The 13,776-nt window shown below is 38.8% G+C and carries 11 protein-coding genes; 8 read left to right on the forward strand and 3 right to left on the reverse strand.

The annotated features are described in order from the left end of the window. Positions 1–17: 17 nt before the first annotated feature. The 5 genes from AC6HZ4_RS08660 to AC6HZ4_RS08680 all read left to right on the forward strand — a co-directional run bounded on the left by AC6HZ4_RS08660 (position 18) and on the right by AC6HZ4_RS08680 (position 3,018). Complete coding sequence (locus tag AC6HZ4_RS08660; RefSeq protein ID WP_497494570.1) at positions 18–113, forward strand: hypothetical protein; 96 nt, start codon at positions 18–20, stop codon at positions 111–113. 12 nt (positions 114–125) lie between these two features. After that, on the forward strand, positions 126–455 hold the full coding sequence (locus tag AC6HZ4_RS08665; protein ID WP_497494571.1) for a hypothetical protein: 330 nt from the start codon (positions 126–128) through the stop codon (positions 453–455). Positions 456–1,904: 1,449 nt separating this feature from the next. Continuing rightward, positions 1,905–2,375: a hypothetical protein gene (locus AC6HZ4_RS08670; RefSeq protein ID WP_497494572.1), complete on the forward strand. Its 471-nt coding sequence runs from the start codon at positions 1,905–1,907 to the stop codon at positions 2,373–2,375. 18 nt (positions 2,376–2,393) lie between these two features. Beyond that, positions 2,394–2,687 carry a hypothetical protein gene (locus AC6HZ4_RS08675; protein WP_497494573.1) on the forward strand — a complete coding sequence of 98 codons (294 nt, stop codon included), beginning with the start codon at positions 2,394–2,396 and terminating at the stop codon, positions 2,685–2,687. A gap of 181 nt (positions 2,688–2,868) precedes the next feature. After that, positions 2,869–3,018 (forward strand): hypothetical protein, encoded by a 150-nt coding sequence (locus AC6HZ4_RS08680; RefSeq protein ID WP_497494574.1) that lies wholly within the window; start codon positions 2,869–2,871, stop codon positions 3,016–3,018. Positions 3,019–3,163: 145 nt separating this feature from the next. Here the strand turns inward: AC6HZ4_RS08680 and AC6HZ4_RS08685 are convergent, their stop codons facing one another. The 3 genes from AC6HZ4_RS08685 to AC6HZ4_RS08695 all read right to left on the reverse strand — a co-directional run bounded on the left by AC6HZ4_RS08685 (position 3,164) and on the right by AC6HZ4_RS08695 (position 7,786). After that, positions 3,164–3,385 (reverse strand): hypothetical protein, encoded by a 222-nt coding sequence (locus tag AC6HZ4_RS08685; protein WP_497494575.1) that lies wholly within the window; start codon positions 3,383–3,385, stop codon positions 3,164–3,166. Between the two features lie 815 nt (positions 3,386–4,200). After that, positions 4,201–6,819: a PDDEXK-like endonuclease domain-containing protein gene (locus AC6HZ4_RS08690; RefSeq protein ID WP_497494576.1), complete on the reverse strand. Its 2,619-nt coding sequence runs from the start codon at positions 6,817–6,819 to the stop codon at positions 4,201–4,203. Then, positions 6,788–7,786 carry a DUF4011 domain-containing protein gene (locus tag AC6HZ4_RS08695; RefSeq protein ID WP_497494577.1) on the reverse strand — a complete coding sequence of 333 codons (999 nt, stop codon included), beginning with the start codon at positions 7,784–7,786 and terminating at the stop codon, positions 6,788–6,790. The genes AC6HZ4_RS08690 and AC6HZ4_RS08695 overlap by 32 nt, the downstream gene beginning before the upstream one ends. A 1,166-nt stretch (positions 7,787–8,952) precedes the next feature. Between AC6HZ4_RS08695 and AC6HZ4_RS08700 the strand changes: the two genes are divergently transcribed. The 3 genes from AC6HZ4_RS08700 to AC6HZ4_RS08710 all read left to right on the forward strand — a co-directional run bounded on the left by AC6HZ4_RS08700 (position 8,953) and on the right by AC6HZ4_RS08710 (position 13,772). Then, positions 8,953–9,951, forward strand: a complete 999-nt coding sequence (locus AC6HZ4_RS08700) for a HipA family kinase (protein ID WP_497494578.1) — start codon at positions 8,953–8,955, stop codon at positions 9,949–9,951. Next, positions 9,918–10,796 carry a DUF3037 domain-containing protein gene (locus tag AC6HZ4_RS08705; protein WP_497494579.1) on the forward strand — a complete coding sequence of 293 codons (879 nt, stop codon included), beginning with the start codon at positions 9,918–9,920 and terminating at the stop codon, positions 10,794–10,796. The genes AC6HZ4_RS08700 and AC6HZ4_RS08705 overlap by 34 nt, the downstream gene beginning before the upstream one ends. Positions 10,797–12,236: 1,440 nt before the next feature. Further along, a complete protein-coding gene (locus AC6HZ4_RS08710; protein WP_497494580.1) occupies positions 12,237–13,772 on the forward strand; it encodes an ATP-binding protein in 1,536 nt (511 codons plus the stop codon). The last annotated feature ends 4 nt before the right edge of the window (positions 13,773–13,776 follow it).

Here is a 13,776-nt window from a genome sequence, read left to right on the forward strand (position 1 = left end):
AATATCTAATCCCGATTTTGGAAGGGGCCGGTATCACTTGTTCTGTCCCCCTGCAAGGGTTGGAAATTGGACAACAATTGCAATTTTATACAAGAGCAATTCAAGATGAGTAAGGAGGACACACAATGGAGCAATTTTTGCAGCAGGATTGGGGCTGTCTGACATGGACACATTGGATTCGCTTTTCAGAGGCGCAAGAGTATAGAAAGCAAGTCCCAAATGTGGCGGGCATGTACAGAATCAAGCCTGTCGGAGTTAATAGACTTGTCTATATTGGACAGACCGGCAGGAATTTGCGGGAGCGGGTGCTTGATCATCTTATCAAGCATACGCTGACAGAAGATATGCCATTCAATGACCCTCATACAGCAGCACCTTCATTATGGGCTTTGGCACACGGGAATGGATGGGAGTTTGAGGTTTCCGTTGTTCCGATAGCCATTACCAAAGAGTAAGGGAGACGGGACTGCCTATCCTACCCTATAGTTAGCTCGAGCTAAAAAAGGGAATAAGTATTTACGATCAGCATTAACATAAGCAGCTCAATCAGTAAGAGGATCAAAGAACTATCTTGGTGCACTGTATAGACAGACGTACAGCCGGACGAAAAGGTAAAAAAAGCAGCAATTGTAGTTGCTCATGCGATGTTGAGGATCGCTTACTACCTTTTAACCAGGAAAGAAACATATGTTGATTTAGGCGAAGACTACTTTGATAAACAAAGACAAACACCTATTGTAAGACATTCGGTTCGCAGGTTAGAAAACTTAGGTTATACTGTGACAATTACAGAAGCCTCCTAATCCATAACCCAAATTCATAAACACCTCTGATCAATGCGCTCCTCTTTTTTTTTAATGAATGAGCTGCGTCTATTTAAGTATTGCCTTTTTATCGAAGACACAGAAGTTAATTTTCATGGTAGTTCCACAGTTCCAAGCAGAAATGTGTAAGTGAAAGGATACAATATAGCCTTATGGCTCTCTGCGTCTCCTTCTGGTAATGCAATATTGGAACTGTACAATTACGTTAAAACATCAAAGCCATGCAGGAGATGAAACCACAAAACACAAAGCCAACATATGGGCCAACTGTTACTGACAAAGGTCGTGCTTCAGAGGCAGAAGTAGAGCGTGGTGTGAAGCAATGGCTACAACCTCCCAAGAGTCCTCCGCTTCCAGACAGACGACGAGAGCGACGCTGCGGTTGTAATGCTGACAAGACTTTCGTGGCTAAACATCATTCCACACCCTGAGTAATAAGTATTCTGCTCAGCGTATTTACTTCAAGTGGGGGCATGAGCATGTTCAAAACGGGGAAAAGCTGTTAATTGGGCATATTGGTATACATCGCAGCAATCGGACTTTTGTTTTTAATAAAATGCTTATCTAGAAATAAAAGCCCTGAAGAGTCTAAATGAGACTTTTTGGAGTTTTGTTGTGTAAACCTGCGCATTTATGCTACTGACCATTGAGCAAGGTCATCGCTTTATAAAGAATCTTGTTCGTTCTATACTAGTATTGAAACCATTCCAAACTGCCCAAAAGCTATTGAGGGATACGCGAAGAACATACTGCGATACTGCTACACCTACAACAGGAACTCATTGACAAGGTGAAGAGTGTATCAATACCGCACCAAACGAGTTAGGAACAGCAGGTTCAAAGTATATCGTTGGAAAATGGAAGTGTGTAGCATATTGGACACCAGGTACATGGAAAGAGTGTAAAGTGTTGAAAGGCGGTTAAAATTTAATCAAATACGGCTTTGTTAGTAAAGTTTTATTGCTCTAACAGTGTTCTAAGTCTAAAGATGGGTAATAATGGGGGAAAATATAGTGCATAGCTATATGTTCGAATCAAAACCTGCTATAATTGAATATCATATTTAATAGCGGGGTTACCATGATAAAAGATCGAGACGGAAATTTAATTACCCCTTCATTTAGGAGAATTGAACCTGAAGATTTTTCGACCCTCAACCATTGCTGTGAATACTTTGACTGGGAGAAAGAGGCGTTTTATGAGGAAAATTCCCATGTCTTTATGTGTCATTTCCCTGGTCAAGATAACGAAGCACTTGGTTTTATTTCCTTAATACCTTATGTTTTTGAAGGGGGAAACGAAGGTGGATATGTTGAAATATACTTAGTTGAGTCTACTTATGATTATGTAGGCACTCATTTGGTTGGTTGGGCATGTAAAATGGGGATAAATTGGTTTAAAACAGATGTCCATTTCTTCATAAAGGCAGTACCTAAACATGATGAAGCACTAGCTTTCTTCGAGGCTATCGGGGCGGAAGAGGACAGCCTAGGGTACATGGTTATATACCCTGAAGCCGCAAAAGAATTAATTCAAAATTGTGGACTATGATAAAGGAGGTAGATATGTGTGAATCGAAAAAGGAACATGCATCGGTATAAATCTGAACAACTAGTAGCAGCTAGAACTTCAAAGTTGGGACTAAAGCTGAGACGTAAAGTAGAAGTTTCAGAAACCAATCTTCCTGCTGCTTCGCCTTTAGGACCTTTAGTAAGCCGGTCAAAGAGGGAAAGATCACATATGGAGCATTTGGATTATATCGCAGCCCGAAATTATTGCCGAGTACACGGAAAAACACTTCGAGATTTAACAAAAGCTGAAATGGAACAATTTAAAACTAGAGCCGTAAGTGTTCGTTTTTAAATTTATATAGGTGTATTTCAAGAGTATCCTAAGGCTGCTCTTCTTCTTTTGAACAACGAAGGTATATATAGACGGCTTTAGGAGAATTATGTAACATAAAGATAGACTGCATTAAAATGAATTGACATTTCTTTTAAAGTATTATTTAATTTAAGTACTTTTCTTTGGAGGTGCATATCTAATGCCTTATGATCATGATTTTGACTGTGAATGCAAAAAATGTCGTGCAGAAGCTGAAGATGGTTTGCGTTCATGGTTCCCTAATGCGGAAACTGACGAAGAATTAGAGGAAGCAATGGAACGCGAATTGTCAAGAATGTTGGATAGGTAAGTACATCCGTAAGAAAAAGAACTTTATAATTAATGTAAAGAACGGTGCATAAGCATCGTTTTTTACATTGAATTTTTTTGGGGATAAAAACCAAAGGGATGGTACATAAGAAGGACAGAGATGCTCCTCTTGTGTACCGTTTTTATCAGAAAGGTTGCTCATTCTTTAGATAATCTTCAAGTGATTTATAAATAGAAATTGAATGAGATTTATGTCGTTTTGCGATTTCGATCTGTTCGTTAACTGCTTTTTGTGTGTAAGAACGGGATCCCCCTTCTTCTAACAAAGCGGCTTCAACATCAGTTTGAACAGTTACAATTATTATGTTATCGACTCGTCCATCTACAAGCAGAACCATATTTTCCAACTTTACACACCATCTTTCTGCCCACTGGGGCATTTTAAAAAAATCAGGATAATTATAACTTTTGTAACGCTATTTATTCAATTAGATTTCCTAAAGTTTCCATGTTCAAGGGGTATCAGTTTTATAGATAGTTTAATCAGAGTCATTCCTAGGGCTCTTTTTATTTTTGCTAAAACACCATTTTGTAGTCATCCGAGAGGAACAGAAATGCACCTTCTTTTTATGAATAGCACATATCTTAGTCTTTGAAAAGTATTGTTACTTTTTCTCATGCCTGTAAATATACCGTGTGAAGAGACAGGAGGGAGGGGGATTTAAAACGTGTCAGCATTTTGAGTCACCCCCCTTTCACTTTTTTACATGGTAATGGTAATCCATAATCTTTTTTGTATCTGGAACTTCTCCCCATTAATCAAGCCATCCACTTTTAGCCTATGCAGCTTGCGCGATTCCGTATTTAAATCTCGCTCGGTTGGTGATGTTCACGTTGACTCCCCTTGTGGAAAAAGTATTATAGGCGTTGCTGCTGACGATGACAGCCGCTATTAGAGTCCACACAATCCCGAATGCTTCTAATATTAGGTATTGCTTGAAAGACGCTAATGCCTACAAATAATTTTTCGTTTTTCTTTTCAGCTTGTGCCCGAAAGTGAGTGCTGTCGGTTATGATGAGGGAAGCCCTTTCGATAGAAATTTAGAAAGAGCTTTTTTCATCAATTTCACTAAACAGAAAAACTGCAAGGGAAATCCTGTGACAAACTTATAGGAAGTAATTCTTGTGCAACATACAAGCAAGTAGAGTGTTTTTCAGCTCCTTACGAACTCGCCCCATCCTCATTTATTCTCATTAACTCCACTATCTTTCTTTCAATCCTCGCCAATTCCTCTTCCGGGCGCTTCCACCAGTTTCGGCTCCAAATTCGCTCAATTTTCCATCCGCGTTTCTCTAAAAAATCTTGTCTCACAGCATCTCGCTCCCGCGCCGTCTTAGAACTGTGGTACATCGCTCCGTCACACTCAATCCCTAACACATATCGTCTCGAGTCATTCGGATGAACAACAGCCATGTCAATTCGGTAACCAGATGCCCCAACTTGCGTATGCAAAAGATATCCTTTGGCTGAAAGCGCTTCATACACTTCTTGTTCAAGCGGACTGTCGAATTCCGGCGGACCTAGACCGCTCAGTTGCATTTTGTAGTCAGCATTCAAATTGGCAAGCACTGCGCGTGCTCCTTGCAGGTTACGCTGGGAAATGGCATACGTATACTCCAGATAGCGCTTGAAAAAGTAGATAGACTTGTTTTGCTCATTCCCAGGCAGTTCTGTTGGTAGGATGGATGAAACAATCCAGACGGCTTCCTTGGCGCGGGTGATGGCTACGTTTAAGCGGTTTTCTCCTCCCGCTCGGCTAAGGAGCCCGAATCTCGCATACATCTCTCCTTGTATATCCGGGGCATATGTGATGGAAAAGATAATAATATCCCGTTCATCCCCTTGGATGTTTTCAATGTTGCGGATGAGCAGTCTTTTATCAAGCTCTTGACTATTAACCTGCGCATATGCGGAGCCGAGTGCCGCATCCTCTGCTGCGCGGCGTTTTATCAGGGTTTCAATCAGTTCAGCCTGTTGCCCATTCATGGCTACAACACCTAGAGATTGAGGTCTCTGATTCATATAATGGTCAGCTATTAAATCTACAACCTTTTTTGCCTCTTCCATATTACTGTTGTTCACCCAGGTACCATTTTTTACGTGAAACCATTGAATGGCTGGAGGGTCCTGAATTGGTACTACGTTTGGCGCTACCTGAATATTTTTGTAAAAAGCATGATTGGAGAAGTTGATTAGTTCTTCAAACTTAGAACGGTAATGCCACTGCAGCGGCTTTCGTTTGCACGTCCGAGCCGCCAAGGTGAGCAGGGACTCTGCTGTTTGAATTTCTTCAATATAGTTCTCGTCATCTTCTTCCATTAAATAACTTTTTCTTCCTACTCTTGTCGGCGGGAGTTGTTTATCGTCGCCTGCAATTACTGCCCTTTTGCTCCGGAAGAGAGCAGGGATGCCGTTTTCTGGAGGACATTGGCTGGCCTCGTCAAAAATTACGAGGTCAAACAAGTCCTTCTGAAGCGGAAAAATTGTACTGGCTGTTTCTGGGGAGACAAGCCATACAGGTACAATTTTTGAGATAACCTCAGGGGAAGATGACAGGAGCTGGCGGATAGGCATAACTCTTGTCTTTTTATTGCACTGATTGGATATGTCTAAGTACTTTTTAGCATCTAGTTCCTGCATTCCCTGTTGTAGCTTCAGGCGCAGGTAAGCTGCGGCCAATCCTTGCTTTTGCTTCAGCAGTTCTCCATATCGGCTTCGGTGCAGTTCATGCTCTCCTTCTGAAATATCTCTAACAGCCGGATTAGTATCTTCTGTCTGATGAATCCAGTACTCTAAATATGCCTGCTCCACCTGTTCCCACCACTGTGTTCCAATAGCATGGCCTGGGGATGGGGGAAACTCCTGCATGCACTTTTCATAAACGGAACGGACTGTGCGGGAGAGACTGTCTCGCTCCAAATCTGCTTGCTTTAAGGAATCCCAGTCTTCCTGAAGAGTGCGGCGCAATTCTCGTAGCCACTCTTCCTGTGACTTATCCTCATGCAATTCCGCTATTTTGGTATTTATCATCGATTTTGGCAACAGGGATTCAAAGTTTCTTATTCCTAGTTCAATTTGCTCATAAGTGCTGTAACAAGTTTGAATGTTGTCAAACTGTACAGCCAGCTTGTCCCATTCCAGTTCTGACGTACCGCCCAACTGTGCTGCAAATGTCTGGTGCTTGCGCGTCCACTGATTCCAGCGCCATTTGGCAAGGAACTTGTTTCTAATGGCTCCCTGCAAGAGAGCTCGTCCCTTTTCGATTGAGGACTTGTGGTGCTGCAGGTAGCTGCTGGGTACGTTCATTTCTTCAAACAGCCGAAGCAAATCTGCTTTTTGCTGCTCCCATGCAAGCAGGCTGTCCATCGTTTCCAGCCAGTAATTCCGTTGCTCCAACGTCATGGCAGAGAAGCTGTTCCGCTCGGCCCAGGGGTGATCTTTATGATAATAGCGTGCTGCATAGCGCCCTAGCTTCTCCAGTTTTTCCTTCATTGCTTTCAGGTCGGCAACCGTTAAGTTGTACGCTTCTGAAGGAAGGCGAAGCCGGGTTTCCTTGCCGCGGTAGGAGAAGTGCCGGTTATACATTTCAAACAGTGAAAGTCCGTTCTGCTGAGGATTCCACAGCGTTCTGGCAATGCTATTCAAATAGGTGGTTTTTTCAGCAATTTCTTGAGAGCACTCCTTATATTCATCTCTTGCCTGCTCCCAATTTGCCTCCGCAGAATTGATGAGCCGCTGCACCAGCTTGTCATACAAAGCCCGGCGGACCGTCAATGACAAGCGCGTGCTCATAGCGAGCAGCCAGTATAGCTTCTTCCTGTGAAGTATCCGTACTGAGCAAGAAGAAATTATCTTCTTCAGGACCTTCGTCTACATGACTAATACGCTTTGTGTTTGTTTCCTCATGCTCTAGTTCAGTTCCATCTAACAGCAACGAAATCAGTTTGCTTTGTTCGCCACTTTCTATGCTCCTAATTAAAGATTGATAGTCCTTAGCAATTCCTCTTTTACCTTGATGAAACTGACCTAAAATGGCATGAGCCACAATTGCCAAAGGTGCCGTCTTCTGTAATGAAAAGACCTTTTTGTAAGACCCTTCTAACTCTTCCAGATACTTCTCTAGCGGAACGAAGGCATTTACATGATTAGGTAGGGGAGAGTGAATCTGCAGCCCCATCTCCCAAAGTTTTATAGCATACTCCTGCAGGTTGAAAAAATCGGAGAAGAGAAGAGCTTGTTCCAAGCGTGTCTCCGGGATAGACGTTTCATTGCTTTGTTGAATGGCCAAAATTAAAGTACGGTTCCAGAATACTTCGCTGTCTTCTTCGGAAGATAGAAACCATTCTCCCCCGTGCTTTGTCAGCTCCACAGAGTGGTATAAGAGGGGGGCATGAACACGCGTGCCGTCTTGCAGTGTGCCAGATAGGAAAGGAAAACCGATGTATAAATCGCGTGCACCGGTTTTGGCGTAATGGTCTTCCCATTCCTTTTTCAGATTTTTAAAGCTGTTGGTCCATTTTATTTCTTCCATGGAAGAGCTTTTAGTATTGGTAACCCGAAATTTTCCCACGCTTGTCTGGCTGATAAGGGAACGGATAAGATCAATAGCGGACTGGGATTGTTGTTCCGGCATTGCAGAAAGGTCTATATAAGATTTATTCAGGCGGGTGAGCTTGATATTTTTATTATTTTGATTTAGGTCGTTGAGCTTGTCTTGAAGCTGCTTCAGTTTGTTGATCAGCTGCATATGAATTACCTGTCGTCTAAGGATAAGTATATTTGGTATTATTAGGAAATATTGTTCGTTTTATCCTTTAGTCATCTATAGAGAGTCGAAGAGGTGCTTAAAAGCACAGAAGCTATTCCTGTGTATTTTGCTCAGAAGAGTTAAAACTAATGTATTTCTGAGAGGGTCTTATATATTTCTGAAGCAGATGAAATCCCAGCAATATAAACCAGCCTTTAGAAATCAGATAGTTAAAGGAATAGTTAGGAATTTCGAGTTCTCCTTCTTAAACACAGATGCACCAAGTGATGATGGAAAGGACGCTATAGCATACGGTTTTAGAAAAGAAAAAAATCAATCTGTATGTGGGTGAGCTAAGAGACTGTCCAGAAGGCTTTACCATCGCAAGGCAAGTGTAGGCTGCTGTCTTCTATTTAGACAATCGTCAAGTACACATCTTGTCCCAGAATCGCGATTCAGGAGAAGATACGTATAATCTGGTGAAGTATATCTGTGAGAATGGATTGCGGGGGAGACGAAATTTATCTCCATATAGACAATGGTATTGGCCGAGAGAATATGTATGAATAACTCCGAATGGGTTTGAACGTGAACGAGCGACATCCGCCCTCGCAAAGCCATGGTGATCGTAGGGTTATAACAGATTTAGTATGAAAAGCCTGATTTTATTAAATTTGTCGTTGGGTTGAGATGGAGTAGGATGTGTTGGGGGTTATTTTTTATTTGAATCCTAAATAAACCTCAAAGAATATTTGTTATTGTAACAGAGAACGCTAAGCTATTTATACAAATATGAACTCTACAAAGCTGAGAACCAACATGTTGTACTAGGAACTGTTTTTAAGTTGTTGTGTTCAATAAAAACTCAAAGCAGACCTCGTTTTCTCTACGGTTATGTTCCTACCAGCTCGAGAAACACAGAAGTGCGCTTCAAAAAATCAGCTTACTCCTAATACAAGTTCTTTTGCACAACTTAGAACTTCATTCTTAAACGCAACTGTTATTAATTTTATATATATTATTTTAATGTCTATCCTTACATGCTGAACCTTAATACCCAAATGTCTCCTGCACGTTCTAGTGCTGTTAATTTCTTATGAATTGATTGATTACCTCGTATATTTTGTCTAAAATTAGTGTATTAGGGCGGGAAGAGGAGGATGTAAGTGATAAAGAAAATAAACGTAGATACATTCTTAAAATTTCTTGGACAGGGGATAAGTGATCCAGCGCTTGTTATAGGGGATGACATGGAGCGTTATGTGTTAAAAACACAGAAGGTTACACATAATGGGAAATTAACTACTTTTGACTGTATGTTTCTGAATGAGTTATTGAGTGCTCAAATTGCCAAATACTTAAAAGTCCCAGTGCCGGATGTTGCAATTGCTCATATTGACCAAGCATTCCTGGAAAACGACCCAGAGATTGTATTTGTACATAGATTTCAGGAGGGGATTCATTTTGCTTCGCAAGAGTTACCTGAAACAGAGGAGAACTTGCAAGAGAACTATCGACTTTTGATGGCTATGGGAAAATCTCATATTAAAAGAAATTGGAAACAATTCTTTAACAAAATTGTTAATCCTGAGGACATTGCGCGGATTGTTGCATTTGATATTCTTATTGCCAACTTTGACCGCTATGATAATACTGGAAATTTGCTCATTGCCAACACTTCGGAGGGAAGAAAAATCTATGGTATAGATCATGGACATGCTTTCTTTGGACCGCTATGGGATGGAAACAAGATACAAGGACTTTCTGCTCCTAAGTCAAATTTGGAGTACATCGAATCTTTCGTTAATTTTGTTCTCAATTTAAATAAAATTAACGGATTGCAAAATGCAAATGGTCTTGGAGAGGTTTTTCGTGCTGTGGAAGAGAAAATTAATTTGGATGATTTGCAATATCATTCCTTTCAAGACATCGTGTCTATGATAGAAGGGATAAACGAAGAACAAGTCCTTCAATGGCTTAATAATATACCAGAATCATGGTATGTGGAAAAGAATGCTCAGGTATCTTATTACGCACATTATTTACTAAGACAGAAGGATTTAGTTCGACATATTCTTCAACGTCTGGCTGAAAGAAGGGCATTTACAAATTTCAGGGGAGGTGCGCTGCAGTGGAAGGAAGAAAAGCAAGCTGGTACAGTATAGTTAGGTATTGTCCTGACCAACTAACAGGCGAAGTTATAAATGTTGGTCTCATTCTGCATTCTATTGAGGATTCTGTTGTGATTCGCTATCGTATGCTTGAGGAAAATTCAGCTAAAATTCGAGCTGTAACAAATTCTCAAGTTGATATAAGTACATATAAGTCGTTTAGAGACATATTAGAGTATTACTTACAGAATTGTGTTTCAAACCTGTTTGGAGCTGTTGGCTCACTGCAGGTTGCGCCCGCAATAGACGAAGATTTTCTTCAAAAACTTGCTGTTTACTATGAGAAAAGTCCATTATATCTAACACGTCCTAAGTACGCATTAACTGCAGATATGGATTTGTTATTCAATAAAATTTTTGAGACATATGTTGGTAAGAAATATGCAAACCAAAATAATGCACAAGTAGGTGCCAAGAAGTATATTAGGAATATTTTTGAAGAAAAACAGTTATTACATAAGAAGGTGGCTTCAGATTTTGTTATTACTCCAATTGAAGGACCAAATAATCTGAAGTTAAATATCGATTTTGCCTATAAGAACGGTGTATGGAACTATATGCAAGCAGTACCAGTCCTTCATAGCTCTGCAAAGAATACGGAGTGGTTTGCGAAAACCAAGTTTATGTTGGAAAATATTGATGGTGATGCTAATGTTCATCTTTTATTCAGGCAGATTGATTGCAAGGAAAACGAGGATTTAGGCAATCTAATGGATTATCTAGTAAGTCGCAACGAGCGGGTGAGTCGACTCAACATTGATAATCAGAGTGAGTTAGAACGCTTATGCAAAGTAATTGCGCGAGATGCACATGATTTAGATACACTAAAAATTTCATAGGGAAGCCTATCCGATAAAACAAAGAGCCTATGCCCGCCTTTTTACAAGAGGAGGGTGTAGGCTTTTTTCAATTTAGTATATGATAATGCCAGGAAATATAAGGGATGACAATTGCCTTATTCTCGCAGCTAGATAATAAGCAGGTCGTCACTAGGCTCAAATATCCCCTTGAGCATGAGATTCCCCCCCAAGCAGTTCAAATATCTAATATTAGAATATAACATAATAAAGTTTTCTTACACACCCCTCTTGGCCTCCATCAATATTTATGTACCCTTTCTTAAAAAGTTTTCCTCCTTGATAAATACACTTTGACTTCAAGTCAATACAAGAACATGATCTGTTGCTTTCTCATCTTTCACTGTTTCAGCATAGACATCAATACCGTAGTCATTTTTTTCAAATGTTGTAAAAAGCCATTCAAATTAAAAGTCAGTTAAGCAATTTAATAATGAGCGCCCTTATTGCCAGTTAAGGTTGATTTTTTCACTAAAGGTATCAAATATAATTAATTGAGTTGTAAGGAAATAGTTGTTTCTTGTTATAAATGGAAGGCTATTAAGTGATTTATTCTAATTTTCCTGTCTTTTAAACAAGGATAAGGCATCTAATGAAATGTAAAAGTGACAGGATTATCGGGCGCCAACAACGCTTCTTCTGGGGGATATGAACCTGTTAATGATAATTGCAACATGTGGTATGTGCTTAGGATGACCGCCTTGTCTTTCAATCCATCTAGATTGTAACTCTGTAATCCAAAATACGTAAGAGTTATGTATCCCTGTGCAATGGTATCTTGCTTAAGTATATGTATGCCTCTTGTTCTCTCCTCTTAATTTTCTTTTGCAGCGGTAACTGATGGATATTTATATATCGGAATTTAAATAAATTATTATTTTTTTGTATTTATACTTTTGGATGAAAGGTGTCAAAGCCTCTATCAGCCCATTTATTATACACATAGCAGTATACGATAACTTCCCATTTAAGGTGTGACCAATTATACGTTCACATCAAGCCACAAAGTTTGAAGAGCTATAATTAACCCTACACATCTTTTTTATTTTTAGAATAATGGATGAGCTATAGGTGATGATAAATATCAAGAAGTTTGTATGAAAAATGAATAAACAGTTCTATATTATAATTAATTGATTTTAGGGAATTATTTGAAAAACCTTTAGCAATAACCATTTACATCAATATCATATTCATACCAAATATAATTAACCTTCATCGATTGAAGAGAGAAGATTTTTTTGTATTTTGATATAATATTAACGGTTATGTTTAATAAAAGAGCGCTTCTGTAAATATGCAATAAAAGTTAAAGAAATCCAACTGAAAATTCGAATTTAATACACCGTTAATCTAAAGATCATTTATAATTGATTTAGTAATTATGTAATCAACAAGCCTTATTGAGGAGAAATCTATAAGATGAGTATAAATGCACAGAGTAACCATGTTTACGGATATGTATTAGAAGTATTAACTTCTGGTTTATATCCAAATAATTTAGATGTCTTAAGAGAGTATGTTCAAAATAGCTACGATGCAATACAAGCATTACGTGAACTAGGATACCCTGCTTCCGAAGAAATATACATTAGCATAGAAGGTAAATCAATTATTATTCATGATACAGGTATAGGGATGGACCGTCGGGTTGTTGAGAAATATCGATATTTTGGCTATTCAGAAAAAGTCACAACAAAGAATACAGGTTTTCGTGGTATTGGAAAGTTAGCAGGATTAAGTGTTGCTACTGATTTAGAGGTAATTACATCTAAAATAAATATTCCGTTCCAATATCGCATAAAGTTTGAAGCTTCTAAAATGCTGTCTAAAGTTGTTACAGGAAAAAAAATAGGTGAAAACTATCCATTAGAGGAACTAATTGAAGAGTTTACACTCATCGAAGAATATCCAGAAGATGCTAATGCACATTATACAAAAGTTATTTTACACGATATCAAAGAACATGCAAGTGAATTACTTGATGAAGAGGTATTACGACAGCATATTTCACAGGTTATGCCTGTTAAGTTTGACCATCAAGTATTTAAGCAGGCGCAAATAATAACTGAAAATTTAGAACATAATATTGAGAATTTTCGAACTGTTGACATCTATTTAAATATGAAGAAAGTATTTAAACCTTATCATGATAAAGATGGCTTGTCAGGTTTAACTTTCTACAAAGTGTATAAAGATGCTGAAGCAGAGAGAGATTTAATCGCATTTGGATGGGTTATGCAGAACGGACAGAAATCAAAAGGAATTTCAAACGAACACATAAAGAATATACGTGTAAGTTATAAGGGTTTTATGATTGGAGACAAGGAAATATTAACACCAGTTCTATTTACATCTGGGCGACTATTTCTAGCTGCATGGTTTGCAGGTGAAATCTATGTCATAGATGAAGAGCTAATTCCAACTTCAGCTCGCGACCAGTTTGAAAGCAATTCTGCTCGGAATCAACTATACACTCAATTGAGGGAACAGATTGGAAAAAATTTGGATAAAATAGCGAACAAAACATCTCAAAGTAACTCTGTTGAAAAAGAAATTGAGAAAGTGGAAAAATTAGTTAGAGATGTACAGAGCTTTCAACAATCATCTCTTCCGATAGAAATGATTAAACAAAAAGAAAAAGAGATTGAGGATAAAGTAAAAAAACTCGAAAAGAAGGTACAAACAAACAAATCCGTACTTTCAAAGGACAAGATAAAAAAGGCAACACACGTAATTAACCAACTTAATCAAGAGAAGAAAAAGTTAGAGGAAGCAGAAGTAAAAAAAGAAAACCAAGTTGAAATTGATTTTAAACCAAGCGAAAAACAAGTTTATGAGATTATGACTAAATCTATTAGAACGTTCTTTAGAAAATATGAACTTGAAAATGAAGAGGAGCTACTTGCTCATATGTATAAGAAATTAAGTAATGTTTTTGGCGTTAGACAAAGATGAGGTG

It is taken from the genome of Ectobacillus sp. OTK, assembly GCF_059698935.1.

What these genes read in the sequence shown, in the direction of transcription:
- AC6HZ4_RS08710 (WP_497494580.1), top strand. Translation starts at nt 12,237, where the DNA reads ATGAGTATAAATGCACAGAGTAACCATGTTTACGGATATGTATTAGAA.
- AC6HZ4_RS08695 (WP_497494577.1), bottom strand. Translation starts at nt 7,786, where the DNA reads ATGCAGCTGATCAACAAACTGAAGCAGCTTCAAGACAAGCTCAACGAC.
- AC6HZ4_RS08665 (WP_497494571.1), top strand. Translation starts at nt 126, where the DNA reads ATGGAGCAATTTTTGCAGCAGGATTGGGGCTGTCTGACATGGACACAT.
- AC6HZ4_RS08670 (WP_497494572.1), top strand. Translation starts at nt 1,905, where the DNA reads ATGATAAAAGATCGAGACGGAAATTTAATTACCCCTTCATTTAGGAGA.
- AC6HZ4_RS08680 (WP_497494574.1), top strand. Translation starts at nt 2,869, where the DNA reads ATGCCTTATGATCATGATTTTGACTGTGAATGCAAAAAATGTCGTGCA.